Source organism: Streptomyces sp. NBC_00557, assembly GCF_036345995.1.
Classification (GTDB): domain Bacteria; phylum Actinomycetota; class Actinomycetes; order Streptomycetales; family Streptomycetaceae; genus Streptomyces.
This window is the reverse complement of sequence record NZ_CP107796.1, coordinates 6147055-6163981: the sequence shown is the minus strand read 5'-3', so window position 1 is coordinate 6163981 and position 16927 is coordinate 6147055. Positions and strand designations below refer to the sequence as shown.

The window sequence follows — 16927 nt, the reverse complement described above, 5'->3', positions numbered from 1 at the left end:
TCACCGCTCTCCGGACGGACGCGCCGCCGAGGCACGCCGTCGCATCGTGTTCCATCTCCGGGGACTCCGACCGGACCCGGAGCCCCCAGTCCCCCGCTTTCTACCAAAGCGAGGTTGCCGCATCGCAAGCGCCGCCCGCGCAGCGGGCTCGTCGCGCGCGAAGGCGATCAGCAGCCCGATGGCGAACATGGTCGGCAGCAGGGCGGACCCTCCGTAGGAGAACAGCGGGAGGGGCACGCCGGCGATCGGCAGCAGACCGAGCACCGCACCGATGTTGATCACCGCCTGGGCGGTGATCCAGGTGGTCACGCCTCCCGCGGCGTACCTCACGAAGGGGTCCTCCGTGCGTCCGGCCACGCGGATACCCGCATAGCCTAGAGCCGCGAAGAGGGCGAGCACCGACAGCGTCCCCGCCAGGCCCAGTTCCTCACCGGTGACGGCGAAGATGAAGTCGGTGTGCGCTTCCGGGAGTTGCCCCCATTTTTCCACACTCGCACCAAGACCGGAGCCGAAGAGTCCGCCGGAGGCGAGGGCGTAGATGCCGTGCGCGCCCTGCCAGCACATGTCGTTCGGGCCGGGGTCGGTGGCGGCGATGCAGCTGAGCCGGTTCAGCCGGTGCGGGCTGGACCAGATGGCGAGCGCGGCGAGCAGCCCGGCGACGCTCAGCACCCCGGAGAACAGCCGGGTGGGCGCCCCCGCGAGCCAGAGCAGACCGAACAGGATCGCCGTCAGGATGATCGTCGTGCCCATGTCGCCGCCGAGCATGATCAGCCCGAGCAGCAGGAAGGCGACCGGCACCAGGGGCACCAGCATGTGCTTCCACTGGGTCAGCAGCTTCTTCTCCTGCTTGCGGGCGATCAGGTCCGCGCCCCACAGCACCAGGGCCAGCTTGCCGAACTCGCTGGGCTGGATCTGGAACGAGCCGCCGAGGGAGATCCAGTTCTGGTTGCCGTTGACCGCCATCCCTATCCCGGGGATCTGCACCAGGACCATCAGGAAGACGGCGGCGGCGAGGATCGGGTAGGCGAGCGCCCGGTGCAGCTTCACCGGCATGCGGGAGGCCGCGAACAGCAGCACCCCGCCGATGAGCGCGGCGAGGAACTGCTTGCGGAAGAAGTACGACCCGGGCAGCGAGAGCTGCAGCGCGGTGATCTGGGAGGCCGAGTAGACCATCACCAGACCCAGCACGGTGATCAGCAGGGTGCCGCCGACGATCAGGTAGTAGGCGGTCAGCGGCCGGTCCCAGGCCCGGCGGGCGCGGGTGTAGAGGCGCTGTACGGGGTTCTCGCGCGGAAGGCGCGGCGCGGGGGGCCGCTTGACGGCCCGCCCGGCCGGAGGACGACCTGTACGGCTACCGGACATCACCGGCTCCTCCCGGCCTCAGCCACATCCGAGTCTCCCGTTCCTTCGAGGGTCCCGAAGCACCCTGTGTGGCCGAGACCCGGTCAGGCGCCCGCTTCGAGTTCGCGGACCGCCGCCGCGAACGCGTCACCGCGCTGGTTGTAGTTGGTGAACATGTCCATGGAGGCGCAGGCCGGGGCCAGCAGCACCGTGTCGCCGGGCTGTGCGAGCCGCTTCGCTTCCGTCACCGCCTGGAGCATCGCCCCAGTGTCGGTCCGGTCGACGTCGACCACGGGGACTTCCGGCGCGTGTCGCGCGAGGGCGTCACGGATCAGGGCACGATCGGCGCCGATCAGGACGGCGCCGCGCAGCCGCCTGGCCGACTTGGCGACCAGCTCGTCGAAGGTCGCGCCCTTCGCCAGGCCGCCCGCAATCCATACGATCGGTTCATATGCCGCCAACGAGGCTTCGGCGGCATGGGTGTTGGTCGCCTTGGAGTCGTCCACGTACGCCACCCCGTCGACGTCGGCGACGTGCGCGATGCGGTGGGCGTCCGGGCGGAAGGCCCGCAGGCCCTCGCGTACGGCCCTGGCGGGCACCCCGAAGGCGCGCGCGAGGGCCGCCGCGGCAAGGGCGTTGGCGATGTTGTGCGGGGCCGGCGGGTTGACGTCGGAGACCTCGGCCAGCTCCTGCGCGTTCTTCTGCCGGTTCTCCACGAAGGCGCGGTCGACCAGGATGCCGTCCACGACGCCGAGTTGGGAGGGCGCGGGCGTGCCGAGGGTGAAGCCGACGGCGCGGCAGCCCTCCTCGACGTCGGCCTCGCGCACCAGCTCCTCGGTGCGCTTGTCGGCCGCGTTGTAGACGCAGGCGACCCGATTGCCTTCGTAGATGCGGCCCTTGTCGCGCGCGTACGCCTCCATGGAGCCGTGCCAGTCGAGGTGGTCCGGGGCGAGGTTGAGGACCGCCGCGGAGTGGGCGCGCAGCGAGGGCGCCCAGTGCAGCTGGTAGCTGGACAGCTCCACGGCGAGGACGTCGTACTCCTCCTCGCCGAGGACCGCGTCCAGCAGGGAGACGCCGATGTTGCCTACGGCGGCCGTGCGCAGCCCGGCGGCCCTCAGGATCGACGCGAGCATCTGGACGGTGGTGGTCTTGCCGTTGGTGCCCGTGACCGCGAGCCAGGGCGCCGCGCCGGGGCCGCGCAGCCGCCAGGCCAGCTCCACGTCGCCCCAGACGGGCACACCGGCCTTCCCGGCCGCCTGGAACAGCGGCTTGTCGGGCTTCCAGCCGGGCGCGGTGACGATCAGCTCGGTGCCCTCCGGCAGGGTTGCGCCGTCGCCCAGGCGTACGGCGATGCCGAGCGCCTTCAGCTCCGCGGCCTGTTCACGCGCGCGTGCGTCGTCGCCGTCGTTGACGACCGTGACGATCGCCCCGCGCGCGTGCAGCGCCTTCGCCGCCGGGACGCCGGAGACGCCGAGCCCGGCGACGGTGACGTGCTTGCCCTGGAAGTCGGAGAGCTCCGAGGTGGGGGTCACTTGTCCGCTGCCCATCCTGCGTAGAAGAGGCCCAGTCCGACGATGACACAGATGCCCTGGATGATCCAGAAGCGGACCACCACCAGGACTTCGGACCAGCCCTTGAGTTCGAAGTGGTGCTGGAGCGGCGCCATCCGGAAGACGCGCTTGCCGGTGAGCCGGAAGGAGCCGACCTGGATGACGACCGACATGGTGATGAGGACGAACAGGCCGCCCATGATGGCCAGCAGCAGCTCCGTGCGGGAGAGGATGGCCAGACCGGTGAGGACGCCGCCGAGGGCGAGCGAACCGGTGTCGCCCATGAAGATCTTCGCCGGCGAGGTGTTCCACCACAGGAAGCCCAGGCAGGCGCCCATCAGCGCGGAGGCGATCACCGCGAGGTCGAGCGGGTCGCGCACCTCGTAGCAGGCGGCCGGGTTGGTCAGGGTCTGCGCGTTGGCGCAGGACTCCTGGAACTGCCAGACGCCGATGAACGTGTAGGCGCCGAAGACGAGCACGGAGGCGCCGGTGGCCAGGCCGTCCAGGCCGTCGGTGAGGTTCACGCCGTTCGACATCGCGAGGATCATGAACAGCGCCCAGATCACGAACAGCACCGGGCCGATCGACCAGCCGAAGTCGGTGATGAAGGACAGCTTGGTGGAGGCCGGGGTGTTGCCGCGCGCGTCGGAGAACATCAGCGACAGCACCGCGAAGGCGATGCCGACGATCAGCTGGCCGGCCATCTTCGCCTTGGCCCGCAGGCCCAGCGAACGCCGCTTGACGATCTTGATGTAGTCGTCGAGGAAGCCGACCAGGCCCATGCCGAACATCAGGCCGAGGACCAGCAGCCCGGAGTAGGTGGGCGGGTAACCGGTGATGAGCTTGCTCAGGAAGTACGCCGCGATGGTCGCCAGGATGAAGGCGATACCGCCCATGGTCGGCGTACCGCGCTTGCTGGCGTGCTCGCGCGGTCCGTCGTCACGGATGTACTGGCCGTAGCCCTTGCGGGCCAGGAGCTTGATCAGCAGCGGGGTGCCGATCAGCGTCAGGAAGAGGCCAATGACTCCTGAGAACAGGATCTGCTTCATCATCGGGCGGCAACCTCGCCCTCGGCACCGGTCTCGGCGAGCGCCTGGGCAACGCTCTCCAGACCCACCGAACGGGACGCCTTCACGAGCACGACGTCCCCCGGGCGCAACTCGCTGCGCAACAGGTCGATCGCCGCCTGTGCGTCGGACACGTGCACCGACTCCTCACCCCACGAACCCTCGTTATATGCGCCCAGTTGCAGCCAGGAGGCCTCAATCCCCCCGACGGCGACGAGCTTGCTGACGTTGAGCCGGACGGCGAGCCGTCCGACGGCGTCGTGCTCGGCGAGCGCCTCGTCCCCCAGCTCGGCCATCTTGCCGAGCACCGCCCACGTGCGGCGCCCCTTGCCCATGGCCGCGAGCGCCCGGAGGGCGGCCCGCATGGACTCGGGGTTGGCGTTGTAGGCGTCGTTGACGATGGTCACGCCGTCCGGGCGCTCGGTGACCTCCATGCGCCAGCGGGAGAGGGAGCCCGCCTCGGAGAGCGCGGTGGCGATCTCTTCCCCGGACATGCCCAGCTCATGGGCGACGGCGGCCGCGGCGAGCGCGTTCGACACGTGGTGCTCACCGTACAGGCGCATGGTCACATCGCTTGCACCGGAGGGTGTGTGAAGCCTGAAGGACGGCTGTCCGCTGTCCGTGAGTCGCACGTTCTCGGCGCGTACGTCCGCTTCGGCCGACTCTCCGAAAAGGACCACCTTCGCCTTGGTACGGGAGGCCATCGCCCGCACCAGCGGGTCGTCGGCGTTGAGGACCGCGACCCCGCCCTCGTCGGCCGCGGGCAGCGCCTCCACCAACTCGCCCTTGGCCTGGGCGATCTGCTCCCGGCCGCCGAACTCGCCGATGTGGGCGCTGCCGACGTTCAGGACCAGGCCGACCCTCGGCGGGGTCAGCTCGGTGAGGTAGCGGATGTGGCCGATCCCGCGGGCGCCCATCTCCAGCACCAGGAAGCGGGTCTCCTCGGTGGCGGACAGGGCGGTCAGCGGCAGCCCGATCTCGTTGTTGAGCGAGCCGGGCGTGAACACCGTCGGCGCCTTGCGCCGCAGGACCTGGGCGATCAGGTCCTTGGTGCTGGTCTTGCCCGCCGAGCCGGTCAGGGCGACGAGGGTCGCGCCGAGCCGGCGTACGACGTGCCGGGCGAGGGCGCCGAGCGCGGTCTGCACGTCCTCGACCACGATCGCGGGCACGCCGACCGGGCGGGACGCCAGTACGGCGGCCGCACCGGCCTCGATCACCTGCGCGGCGAAGTCGTGGCCGTCCACGCGTTCGCCGACGAAGGCGACGAACAGGCTGCCGGGCGTCACTTCACGGGAGTCCCGGACGACCGGTCCCGTGACCTGGACGGACGGGTCCGGTATGTCGTGCGTCTGCCCGCCGACGACTGCTGCGATCTCGGCGAGGGAGAGGGCGATCACAAGTTCATCCCCTGGATCTTCGGGATTTTCATCCCTGGGTCTTCTGGATGGCTTCGCGGAGCACCTGGCGGTCGTCGAAGGGACGGACCACGCCGGCGATGTCCTGGCCCTGCTCGTGGCCCTTGCCCGCGACCAGCACGGTGTCGCCGGCCCGGGCGCGCCCCACGGCGGCGGCGATCGCGGCGGCCCGGTCCTCGAACAGGAGCACCTCGCCGCGCTCGTGCGCGGGCACCGAGGCGGCGCCCTGGAGCATGGTCGCGAGGATCGCGAGCGGGTCCTCGGAGCGGGGGTTGTCGGAGGTCAGTACGGCCGTGTCGGCGAGCCGGGCCACGGCGGCGCCCATCGGGGCCCGCTTGGTCCGGTCGCGGTCGCCGCCGCAGCCGAGGACGACGTGCAGCCGGCCCTTGGTGACCTTGCGCAGCGCCTTGAGCACGGACTCGACGGCGTCGGTCTTGTGGGCGTAGTCCACGACCGCGAGGTAGGGCTGCCCGGCGTCGACGCGTTCCAGCCGGCCGGGGACGCCCGGGACGGCGGCGACGCCGTCGGCGGCGGTCTGCGGGTCGAGGCCGGCGGCGGCGAGGGCGACGATGGCGGCGAGGGTGTTCGCCACGTTGAAGGGGCCCGGCAGCGGCGACTTGGCCTGGATCCGCTCGCCGTTCGGGCCGAGCACGGTGAACGTCGAGTCCATGGGGCCGACCTGGACGTGCTCGGCGCGCCAGTCGGCGTCGGGGTGGCCCTCGGCGGAGTAGGTGACGACCGGCACGGTGGCTTCCCGGACCAGCCGGCGGCCGTACTCGTCGTCGGCGTTGACCACACCGAGTCTGCTGCGCTCCGGCGTGAACAGCTGCGCCTTGGCCCGGAAGTAGTCCTCCATGTCGGAGTGGAACTCCATGTGCTCCGGGCTGAGGTTGGTGAACACGGCGACGTCGAAGACGCAGCCGTCGACCCGGCCGAGGACCAGGGCGTGGCTGGAGACCTCCATGGCGACCGCCTCGACGCCGCGCTCGCGCATGACGGCGAACAGGGCCTGCAGGTCGGTGGCCTCGGGGGTGGTGCGCTCGGACTTGATGCGCTCCTCGCCGATGCGCATCTCGACCGTGCCGACGAGACCGGTGGACTTCGCGGTCCTGAGCCCGCCCTCGACGAGGTAGGCGGTGGTGGTCTTGCCGGAGGTGCCGGTGATGCCGATCTGCAGCAGGTCGCGGCCCGGGTGGCCGTAGATCGTCGCCGCCAGCTCGCCCATCCGCCCGCGCGGGTCGTCGACGACCAGGACCGGCAGTCCGGTCGCGGCGGCGCGCTCGACGCCCGCCGGGTCGGTGAGCACGGCGGCCGCGCCGAGGCCGGCGGCCTGGGTGGCGAAGTCGGCGCCGTGCAGGCGGGCGCCCGGGAGGGCGGCGTACAGGTCGCCGGGGCGGACGGCGCGCGAGTCGTGGGTGATCCCCGTGATCCCGGCGTCGGTCTCCGGAGCGGCGGCACCCAGCTGATCGGCCAGTTCCGCGAGGGGTGTGGCGGAGACCTCGACCGGTCGGGGCGGTCCCGGGTATGTCACGGAAGCGCCTTTCTGGGTGGTTTGGGACTGATCAGCGTGTGGCACGGCGGTGAGCGTACCGGGAGTACCCCGTCCGGAGCGAAGCGAGGGGCTGCGGGCGCCTTGGTTCCCGGGGTCCGGGGTGATCGTCGTCACGGGTTCGTTCCTGGTGTTCCGGTGCTGATCAGGGCTTGTAGTCGACGGGCAGGTTCGCGGCCGGCGCGCCGGTCGGCGGCACCTGGAGGGTCTTCAGGGCGAACTCCATCACCTGCTTGTAGATGGGGCCGCAGATCTGGCCGCCGAAGTAGCTGCCCGAGGTGGCGTTCTGGATGGCGCAGTAGACGGTGATCCGGGGGTTGTCGGCGGGTGCGAAACCGGCGAACGACGACGTGTAGCCGTGGTACCGGCCGGTGGCCGGATCCACGCGGTTGGCCGTGCCGGTCTTGCCGGCGACGTTGTAGCCGGGGATGCGCGCCTTGGCGCCGGTGCCCTGTTCGTCGCCCACCACGGACTCCAGCATCCGCGCCAGGGTCCTGGCGGTCTTCTCGCTGACCACGCGGGTCTGCTTGGGCCGGGGCGCGGGGGTGAAGCGCCCGTCGGGGCCCTTGGTGCCGCGCACCAGGGTCGGCTGGATCCGCACCCCGCCGTTGGCGATGGTCGAGTACACGGAGGCGGCCTGCATCGCGTTGAGGGAGAAGCCCTGGCCGAAAGGAATCGTGTACTGCTGCGAGGTGGACCACTTCTGGTACGGCGCGAGGATGCCGGGCGTCTCGCCGGGGAAGCCGAGCCCGGTGTAGCTGCCGATGCCGAACCTGCGCAGGTACGAGTAGAGGACCTTGTTGGCCTCGGGCTGCGTCCTGCCCAGCTGGCCGGTGGCCAGAATGGTGCCGATGTTGCTGGACTTGGCGAGGACGCCGTTCAGCGTGAGGTACCAGGTGCCGTGGTCGACGTCGTCGGAGAAGAGCCGGTCGCCGCGGTGCAGCCGGTTGGGTACGACGACGTGGGTGAGCGGGGTCGCCGCGTTCTCCTCCAGCACGGCCGCCATCGACATCACCTTGGCGGTGGAGCCGGGCTCGTAGGCGTCCTGCAGGGCGGCGTTGCCCAGGGCGGCGCCGTCCGCCTTCGACAGGTCGTTGGGGTCGAAGCCGGGCGCGTTGGCCATGGCCAGGATCTGGCCGGTGCGGGTGTCCTGGACGATGACGTAGCCGCGGTCGGCCCTGGACTTCTTCACCTGCTCGGTGATGGCGTTCTGCGCGGCCCACTGGATGTCGCGGTCGATGGTCAGCTCGACGTCGGAACCGGGCACGGCGGGCGTCTCGTTGGAGCCCGCGGTCGGCACCTCGCGGCCGCCCGACTGGGCGTAGCGGATCTTGCCGTCCTTCCCCGAGAGCTGCTTGTTCAGCTCCTGCTCGATGCCGCCGCCGCCCTTGCCGTCGGCGTTGACCCAGCCCAGTATCCCGGCGGCGAGGTCGCCGTTGGGGTACACGCGCTGGCTGCTGGGGTCGGCGAAGACGCCGGCGAGCACGTTGACGGTGTTCCTGTCGGTCTCGGCCTTGTCGGCGAGCGCGGTCTTCAGGTCCTTGATCTGCTTCCAGACCTGCGGGGTCTGCCGGGTGGCGAGCCGGGCGTAGCGGGAGTCGGGGTTCTTCGGCCGCAGCTTCCTCACGAGGTCGGCCTGGCTCTTCCCGAGGATCGGCGAGAGCAGCGCGGCGGCCTGCTCCGGGCCGTCGCCGATCTTCAGCTGCTTCCTGCTGAACATCGTCGGGTCGGCCGTGATGTCGTAGGCGTCCTGGCTGATGGCGAGGGCCACGCCGTTGCGGTCGGTGATCCCGCCGCGCTCGGCGGCCAGCGTGTGCACGACATACCGGTTCTGCTCGGCCCGCGCGGCGTACGCGCTCGCGTCGACGCCCTGCACCTGCAGCAGCCGTACGACGAAGGCGATCAGGACCAGGGTGAGCGTGAGGCTGACCATGCGCAGCCGGGGCCGGGGGCTGCCGAGCCGGAGCGGGGGCGCGGTCATCGGCCGGGCCCCGCTCGGGCGCCGGGCCGGACGGGCGCCGGGCACGGGCTGCCGCCGCGCGGCGGCGCTCCTCGGCCGCGGCGGCCTGGCGGGCCCGGGCACACGTCGGCGCGGCGGTTCCCTGTCGGACACTTCCGTCACCTGCCGGGGGTCGGGGTGGGGGTGGGGGTGGGGGTGGGCTGGGAGCTGGCGGGGGGCGGGGGGGCGGCCGCCGCGGAGACCGAGGGGGCGGGCTGGGACAGGCCCTGGGGCGGTGTGGCGGCGCCGGCCGTGGCCGCGGCGGGGGCGCCGGGTGTCGCCGGGGCCGGGACGCCGGACAGGGCCGGGCCGGGGGCGCCGGGCGTGGCCGCGGACGGGCCGGGGGCCGGGGTCAGGACCTCGGGCGGGACCGGGTCGGTGAAGGCGGCGGACTCGGGGGCGGGGCTCGGGACGCCCTTGACCCTGCCGTCGGGGCCGAGGAAGACCGGGTCGCCGCCGGGGACCATGCCGAGCTGGCGGGCGCGGCGCTGGAGGGCGTCGGGGGACGAGTAGGCGTCGATGTCGCGCTGCAGCGCCTGTTCCTCGTCGGTGAGGTTCTTCGTCTGCTTCTGCAGGTCGGCGAGCTTGAACGACCCTTCGCTGAGCGCGGAGTTGAGCATCAGCAGCCCGATCAGGCCGCCGCCGAGGAGCAGGACGACGAGCAGCACGAACGGGGTGCGGGCGGCCCGGGCCCGGCCGGCCGGGAGGAGCCGCGCGAGCCGGGCGGCGCGCCCCCTCAGCTGGGGTTTCCTACGCACGGCTCCCCCGGCGGATCCGGAAGCCCGCACGGCCTCCCCGTCGTGCCCGGCAGTCCTGCCGACGCCCCCGGCCCGGCCGGGACCCCGCGCAGGCGCCCCGGGCGGGCGGGAGGTCCGCGCGGCTCCCCCCGTCGGTCCGGGAATCCAACCGGCCCGTCTCGGTCACTCGGCGTCCTCCCTGATGCGTTCCGCGCCGCGCAGCCTGGCCGGGGCGGCCCGGCGGTTCTCGGCGACCTCTTCCTCGGTGGGAAGTTCGGCACCCCGGGTGAGCAGCTTGAGCCGCGGCTGGTAGCGCTCCGGCACGACCGGGAGGCCGGGGGGTGCGGTGGAGGCCGCGCCGGCCGCGAAGACGTGCTTGACCAGACGGTCCTCCAGCGAGTGGTACGACAGGACGGCGATGCGGCCGCCGACGTCCAGGGCCTTCACCGCGGCCGGGATCGCCCGCTCCAGGACGGACAGTTCGCCGTTGACCTCGATGCGCAGCGCCTGGAAGGTGCGCTTGGCCGGGTTTCCGCCGGTGCGCTTGGCGGCCTGCGGCAGCGCGTCCCGGATCAGCTCCACCAGCCGCGCGCTGTTGCTGAACGGCTCCTTCTCGCGCTCGCGCACGATCGCGGACACGATCCGCTTGGCCTGCTTCTCCTCGCCGTACGCGCGCAGGATCCGCACGAGTTCGCCCGCCGGGTAGGTGTTGAGGACCTCGGCGGCGCTGATGCCGGTCGTCTGGTCCATCCGCATGTCCAGGGGCGCGTCCTGGGCGTAGGCGAAGCCGCGCTCGGCCTCGTCCAGCTGCATGGAGGAGACCCCGAGGTCGAACAGGACGCCCTGCACGCGCGCGATGCGGAGCCGGCGCAGCACCTCGGGCAGTTCGTCGTAGACGGCGTGCACGAGGGTGGCGCGCTCGCCGTAGGGCGCCAGCCGCTCGCCGGACAGCCGCAGCGCCTCCTTGTCCCGGTCGAGGCCGATCAGCCGGGCCTCGGGGAACCGGGCCAGCAGCCCTTCGCTGTGTCCGCCGAGGCCGAGGGTGCAGTCGACGACCACCGCTCCCGGGCGCTCCAGGGCGGGCGCCAGCAGGTCCAGGCACCGCTGGAGCATCACCGGGACGTGCCGGTCCTGTCCCTCCTGTCGCCCACCACCGCTGTCACGCGGAAGCGCTTCGCGCTCGTTCATCGTCTGGGGGCCTCTCGTCGTCCGGCGCGGGCCGCACGCACCGCCGGGTCCCCGCCAGCTCGTCGAGGAAAGGCCTGCCGGCGCCGGAAGCGTCAGCCGGACCGGGAGCGGGAGGAGGCCGAGCCGTACGTACGCGCCGCGCACGTGGGGAGACGGTCCGGGGGCGAGCCGGGGTCTCCGGGGGTTTCACCAGCAGGGAGAGCCGCGCCTCCCGCTTCGCGCCACTTTAGTCCACCGTGTCTCGCGGTCAATCAACCGGCCTGCGCGTCGCCTGGCGCATCGGGGCGGGAGCCGGGATTCGGCGGTGTTCACCCGCTCGGAGCAGGTTTGCCCTGCCTGTGGATTGGCTCACAACACGCCGCGATGACGTTTTTTGTCCCGCTCTCACCGGGCGACGGTACGGGCGGTGACCAGTAACGTCAGGGGTATGACGACTTCCGCAGCAGCTCCCACTGGATCCGAAGGCGCCATAACCGAGGGCGGCACCGTGACGGACCGCCTGGTCGCGGCGAACCAGGCGTACGCCGCCGAGTTCACCGACCCGGGCATGGACGCCCGCCCCGTACTCAAGGTCGCGGTCGTGGCCTGCATGGACGCCCGCCTCGACCTGCACAAGGCGCTCGGCCTGCAGCTCGGCGACTGTCACACCATCCGCAACGCGGGCGGTGTGGTCACCGACGACGTGATCCGCTCCCTGACCATCAGCCAGCGCGCGCTCGGCACCCGCAGCGTGGTCCTCATCCACCACACCGGCTGCGGCATGGAGTCCATCACCGAGGACTTCCGGCACGACCTGGAGATGGAGGTCGGCCAGCGGCCGGCCTGGGCGGTGGAGGCCTTCCGGGACGTCGACCAGGACGTCCGCCAGTCCATGCAGCGGGTGCGCACCTCGCCGTTCCTGCTGCACACCGACGACGTGCGCGGTTTCGTGTTCGACGTGCGCACGGGTCTGCTGCGCGAGGTCGACCCGGCCTGACCGGCGCACCGGCCGGCCGCCCCGGAGACATCCCGCCGACCCTGCGTCTGAAACCGGGATCGAGAAGGACGTGACACCGACATCCTGGGGGCAGTTGTCCACAGGCGAGTGACACGAATCGGTAACGGCAGCAAGAATGCGGGGTGTGGCGTCGCGCGGAACTTTTCCCGCGCGGTGCCCGTGTTTCGGGGTGGGCCGGTTTCGCAGACAGCGTCGGCCCGGAAAGTACGGGGCCGAGGAGGGCCGGGTGTCGACCTATGACGATCCAGCGAGCCATGGGGGCGCCCCCGCCCGAGCGTATTCGAGGGTGGGGGATGACCTGACCGCCACGGTCGAGCGGGTGCGCGCGTCCGTCGAGGGCGTGATCGAGGGCAAGCCCGAGGTCGTACGGCTCGCGCTGACCGTGCTGCTCGCCGAGGGGCACCTGCTGATCGAGGACGTCCCCGGCGTGGGCAAGACGATGCTGGCCAAGGCCCTGGCGCGGTCCATCGACTGCTCGGTGCGGCGCATCCAGTTCACGCCCGACCTGCTGCCGTCGGACATCACCGGGGTGTCCATCTGGGACCAGCAGCGCCGGGACTTCGAGTTCAAGCCGGGCGCCGTCTTCGCGCAGATCGTGATCGGCGACGAGATCAACCGCGCCTCGCCCAAGACCCAGTCGGCGCTGCTGGAGTCCATGGAGGAGCGCCAGGTCACCATCGACGGGCAGACCTACGAACTGCCCAGCCCCTTCATGGTGGTGGCCACGCAGAACCCGGTCGAGATGGAGGGCACCTACCCGCTGCCCGAGGCCCAGCGCGACCGCTTCATGGCCCGCGTCTCCGTCGGCTACCCCAGCGTGGAGGCCGAGTTGCAGATGCTCGACATCCACGGCGGAGTCAGCCCGCTCCAGGACCTGCAGCCGGTGGCGCACGCCCACGAGATCGTGAAGCTGATCGACGCGGTGCGCGGGGTGCACGTCGCCGAGCCCGTCCGGCGGTACGCGGTGGAGCTGGTCGCCGCGACCCGCACGCACCCCGACCTCAGACTCGGCGCCTCCCCGCGCGCGACGCTGCACCTGCTGCGCGCGGCGAAGGCCTCCGCGGCCCTGGACGGCCGGGAGTACGCACTGCCGGACGACGTCCAGGCGCTCGCCGTCGCCGTCCTCGCGCACCGCCTGCTGCCCACCGCCCAGGCCCAGCTGAACCGCCGTACGGCCGAGCAGGTCGTACAGGAGATCCTCCAGCAGACGCCGGTGCCCGCCGCGCCGGGCCGGCCGAGCGGCTTCGGCGGTCTCGGGCGGGGCGCTCCGGCGTATCCCCAGCAGCCCCCGCGGAGTCTGTGATGGGCCCCGGGGGGACCGGGCGGACGGAGGCCGGCCGCGAGGACGCGGGCGGTGTGCGCACGGCCCTCGCGGGCCTGACCACCCGCGGCCGCTCCTTCCTGGCGGCCGGGATCGCCGCCGCGATCTGCGCGTACGTCCTCGGCCAGCGGGATCTGCTGCGGGTCGGCCTGCTGCTGGCCGCGCTGCCCCTGATCTGCGCGACCGTGGTCTACCGCACGCGCTACCGGGTGGCCGGCACCCGCCGGCTCTCCCCCGCGCGCGTGCCCGCCGGCAGCGAGGCCCGGGTGCACCTGCGGATGGACAACGTCTCCCGGCTGCCCACCGGCCTGCTGATGCTCCAGGACCGGGTGCCGTACGTCCTCGGGCCGCGCCCCCGGTTCGTGCTGGACCGGGTGGAGCCGGGCGGCCGCCGCGAGGTGTCCTACCGGGTCCGCTCCGACCTGCGCGGCCGCTATCCGCTGGGCCCGCTGCAACTGCGGCTGACGGACCCGTTCGGGATGTGCGAACTGACCCGTTCCTTCTCCACGTTCGACACCCTCACGGTCATCCCGCGCGTGGAGCCGCTGCTCCCGGTCCGCTTCAGCGGAGAGGCCGAGGGGTACGGCGACGGCCGGCAGCGCTCGCTGGCCCTGGCCGGCGAGGACGACGTGATCCCGCGCGGCTACCGCTACGGCGACGATCTGCGCCGGGTGCACTGGCGGTCCACCGCGCGCTACGGCGAGCTGATGGTGCGGCGCGAGGAGCAGCCCCGGCGCTCGAGGTGCACGGTCCTGCTGGACACCCGGGGCGGCGCCTACGAGGGCGCGGGCCCCGACTCGGCCTTCGAGTGGGCCGTCTCCGGCGCCGCCTCGGTGCTGGTGCACATGCTCGAACGCGGCTTCTCGGTGCGGCTGTTGACGGACAGCGGCAGCATGGTGCCCGGCGCGGGCGCCGACGGGTTCGCGGGCGCCGGCCAGGACACCGCGGAGGCGGCCGGGCTGATGATGGACACCCTCGCGGTGATCGACCACTCCGACGGCACGGGCCTGTCCCGGGCGTACGACATGCTGCGCGGCGGCAACGAGGGCCTGCTGATCGCCTTCCTGGGCGACCTGGACGAGGAGCAGGCGGCGACGGTCGCCAGGATGAGCCGGCGCAGCGGCGGCGCCGTCGCCTTCCTGCTGGACCCGGACACCTGGACCCGGGAGGCGAGCGACGTGCCGCGGCCGGGCGATCCGCACGCCGAGCGGCTGCGCATGCTGCGCGAGGCCGGCTGGACCGCGCTGAGCGTGCCGCGCGGCGGCGCGCTCGGCACGCTGTGGCAGCAGGCAGACCGGGAGCGTTCGGGCCTGGCCGCGATGAGCGGGGAGGCGGCGCGATGAACGGGCGGGCACGACTGGCGCTGTGCGCGGCGGCGGCCACGCTGATGGCGTCCTGCGCGCTGCTGCCCCTGGTGGCCGTGCCGACCTGGCTGCTGCAGCTGGTCCCGCTGCTGGCGGTGCAGAGCGGGGTGGGCGCGGCGGCCCGCCGGGTGCCGCTGGGCCGGACCATGACGGTGCTGGCCCAGGCGCTGGTCACGCTGGTGCTGCTGACCCTGGTCTTCGCCCGGGAGCACGCGGTCGTCGGACTGCTGCCGGGCCCGGACGCCTTCCGGCACTTCGGCGACCTGCTCCAGCAGGGATCGAACGACGTCAGCGAGTACGCGATACCGGCGCCGCTGACCGACGGCATCAAGCTGATGCTGATCGGCGGGGTGCTGCTGATCGGTCTGCTGGTGGACACGCTCGCGGTGACCTTCCGCAGCGCCGCCCCGGCCGGGCTGCCGCTGCTCGCGCTGTACTCGGTGGCCGCCGGGCTGTCCGGTGGCGGGGCGGACTGGCTGTGGTTCCTGGTGGCGGCGGCCGGTTATCTGATGCTGCTGCTCGCGGAGGGCCGGGACCGGCTGGCGCAGTGGGGCCGGGTCTTCGGCGGCGCGCCCCGCTCCGCGGGTACCGCGGAGAGCGGCGCGGTGGCCCCGGTGCGCACCGGACGCCGGATCGGCGCGCTCGCGCTCGGCGCGGCCCTGGTGGTGCCGCTCGCCCTGCCCGCGATGCAGGGAGGCCTGCTGGACGCCGCCGGCACGGGCGTGGGAGCGGGCGACGGCAACGGCGGCACGATCTCCGCGGTCAACCCCCTGGTGTCCCTGCGCGACAGTCTGAACACGAACACCGACCGCCAGGTGCTGTCCCTGAGGACCAGTGCGACCGACATCTCGGACCTGTATCTGCGCATAGTGTCCCTGGACGACTTCGACGGCACCACGTGGAAGCCGGCCCAGCGGCACATCGTCGGCGTGCCGGACCGGTTCCCCACCCCCCTCGGTCTCGGCGGGGACGTCAAGCGGGCCACGGTGACGACGACGGTCTCGGCGGCGGACTGGTACGCCCAGGACTGGCTGCCGATGCCGTACCCGCCGAGCGGGGTGAGGATCGGCGGCCGCTGGCGCTACGAGCCGGTCGGCATGACGCTCGTCGGCGACCACGGCCAGACCACCCGCGGCGAGACCTACCAGGTGACCAGCCTGGACGTGCAGCCGACCGCGGCACAGCTGGCCACGGCGCCCGAGCCGCCCTCCGCCCTGGAGCGCGAGTACACGAAGGTGCCGTCCTCGGTGCCGAAGGTGGTGGCCAGGACCGCCCGGCAGATCACGGCGGGCGCCCGGAGCCACTACGAGCAGGCGGTCAAGCTCCAGGACTACTTCGCGGTCTCGGGCGGCTTCCAGTACGACACCCAGGTGGAGGTCGGCCGCGGTCCGAACGCCATCGCGACCTTCCTGAAGAAGAAGGAGGGCTTCTGCGTCCACTTCTCCTTCGCCATGGCGGCGATGGCCCGCACCCTCGGCATCCCGGCCCGGGTCGCGGTGGGCTTCGCGCCCGGCACCCCGCAGGCCGACGGCACGGTCACGGTGAGCCAGAAGGACGCGCACGCCTGGCCGGAGCTGTACTTCGAGGGCGTGGGCTGGACCCGCTTCGAGCCGACCCCGACCCGCGGCACCATGCCGTCGTACACCCAGTCGGACACGCCCGGGACCTCGCTGCCCAACCCGGACCTGCCGTCGCACGAGGCGTCCGCGGCGCCCTCGGCGACGGCCTCGCAGGGCCAGAGCTGCGCGCCCGACCTGGCCAGGGAGCAGGGCTGTGACACCGCGTCCGCGGCGGCGGCCCCGCACAGCGGCGGCGGTGGCGCGGGCCCGTGGTGGTCTCTGCTGATCGGTCTGGCCGCGCTGGTGGTCCTGGCGGTTCCGCTGGCGCCGATGCTGTGGCGGCTGCGGGTGCGTGCGGTGCGGCTCGGCGGACACGCCCGGACGGAACAGGGCGCGGTCGCGCACACCCTGGCGGCCTGGCAGGAGTTGACGGACAGCGCCTGGGACCACGGCATCGCGCCCGACGAGTCGCTGACCCCGCGTCGGGCGGCGGCCCGGATCGCCGGGCTGGGCCGGCTGGATCCGGCGGCCGGTGCCGCGGTGCACCGGCTCGCGGACGCGGTGGAGCAGGCCCTGTACGCGCCCCGGCCGCGTCCGGCGGCGGGCGCCGCCGAGGACGTGCGCCGAGTGGTCGCGGGCCTGCGCGGCAGCGTGAGCGCGGGCGCGCGGCTGCGGGCGCTGCTCCTGCCGCGCTCGTCGGTGCGGGTGCTGTGGGCGGTGTCGGCCCGCTGGTCGGCGCTCAGGGCCCGGCTCGCGGGGGCCCGGCCCGCACCGCGCCGGCCGTCGCAGCAGCAGGGCTGAGTCGACGGGTGAGGGGCGGCCACCAGCGGTGGCCGCCCC

General features: G+C 72.8%; 12 protein-coding genes. 4 read left to right on the top strand and 8 right to left on the bottom strand.

Annotated elements, in window-relative coordinates:
- The 8 genes from ftsW to rsmH form a co-directional block, all read right to left on the bottom strand.
- A complete protein-coding gene (gene ftsW, locus OG956_RS27020; protein ID WP_330340595.1) occupies positions 1–1362 on the bottom strand; it encodes a putative lipid II flippase FtsW in 1362 nt (453 codons plus the stop codon).
- 83 nt (positions 1363–1445) lie between these two features.
- Positions 1446–2888, bottom strand: coding sequence for a UDP-N-acetylmuramoyl-L-alanine--D-glutamate ligase (gene murD, locus OG956_RS27015; protein WP_330340594.1), 1443 nt, complete (start codon positions 2886–2888; stop codon positions 1446–1448).
- Positions 2870–3943 (bottom strand): phospho-N-acetylmuramoyl-pentapeptide-transferase, encoded by a 1074-nt coding sequence (mraY, locus tag OG956_RS27010; RefSeq protein ID WP_330340593.1) that lies wholly within the window; start codon positions 3941–3943, stop codon positions 2870–2872. The genes murD and mraY overlap by 19 nt, the downstream gene beginning before the upstream one ends.
- A complete protein-coding gene (locus OG956_RS27005) occupies positions 3940–5355 on the bottom strand; it encodes a UDP-N-acetylmuramoyl-tripeptide--D-alanyl-D-alanine ligase (RefSeq protein WP_330340592.1) in 1416 nt (471 codons plus the stop codon). The genes mraY and OG956_RS27005 overlap by 4 nt, the downstream gene beginning before the upstream one ends.
- 28 nt (positions 5356–5383) lie before the next feature.
- A complete protein-coding gene (locus OG956_RS27000; protein WP_330340591.1) occupies positions 5384–6904 on the bottom strand; it encodes a UDP-N-acetylmuramoyl-L-alanyl-D-glutamate--2,6-diaminopimelate ligase in 1521 nt (506 codons plus the stop codon).
- A gap of 163 nt (positions 6905–7067) precedes the next feature.
- Positions 7068–9035, bottom strand: a complete 1968-nt coding sequence (locus OG956_RS26995; protein WP_330340590.1) for a peptidoglycan D,D-transpeptidase FtsI family protein — start codon at positions 9033–9035, stop codon at positions 7068–7070.
- A gap of 5 nt (positions 9036–9040) precedes the next feature.
- Positions 9041–9679, bottom strand: coding sequence for a septum formation initiator family protein (locus OG956_RS26990; RefSeq protein ID WP_330340589.1), 639 nt, complete (start codon positions 9677–9679; stop codon positions 9041–9043).
- A gap of 162 nt (positions 9680–9841) precedes the next feature.
- Positions 9842–10846, bottom strand: coding sequence for a 16S rRNA (cytosine(1402)-N(4))-methyltransferase RsmH (rsmH, locus tag OG956_RS26985; RefSeq protein WP_330340588.1), 1005 nt, complete (start codon positions 10844–10846; stop codon positions 9842–9844).
- A gap of 427 nt (positions 10847–11273) precedes the next feature.
- Between rsmH and OG956_RS26980 the strand changes: the two genes are divergently transcribed.
- The 4 genes from OG956_RS26980 to OG956_RS26965 all read left to right on the top strand — a co-directional run bounded on the left by OG956_RS26980 (position 11274) and on the right by OG956_RS26965 (position 16888).
- On the top strand, positions 11274–11822 hold the full coding sequence (locus OG956_RS26980) for a beta-class carbonic anhydrase (protein ID WP_330340587.1): 549 nt from the start codon (positions 11274–11276) through the stop codon (positions 11820–11822).
- A 247-nt stretch (positions 11823–12069) separates the two neighbouring features.
- A complete protein-coding gene (locus tag OG956_RS26975; protein ID WP_443065614.1) occupies positions 12070–13146 on the top strand; it encodes an AAA family ATPase in 1077 nt (358 codons plus the stop codon).
- On the top strand, positions 13146–14507 hold the full coding sequence (locus OG956_RS26970) for a DUF58 domain-containing protein (protein WP_330340585.1): 1362 nt from the start codon (positions 13146–13148) through the stop codon (positions 14505–14507). Before OG956_RS26975 ends, OG956_RS26970 begins: the two co-directional genes overlap by 1 nt.
- Entirely contained in the window at positions 14504–16888 is a 2385-nt protein-coding gene (locus OG956_RS26965) for a transglutaminase TgpA family protein (protein WP_330340584.1), read from the top strand. The genes OG956_RS26970 and OG956_RS26965 overlap by 4 nt, the downstream gene beginning before the upstream one ends.
- Positions 16889–16927 lie beyond the last annotated feature (39 nt).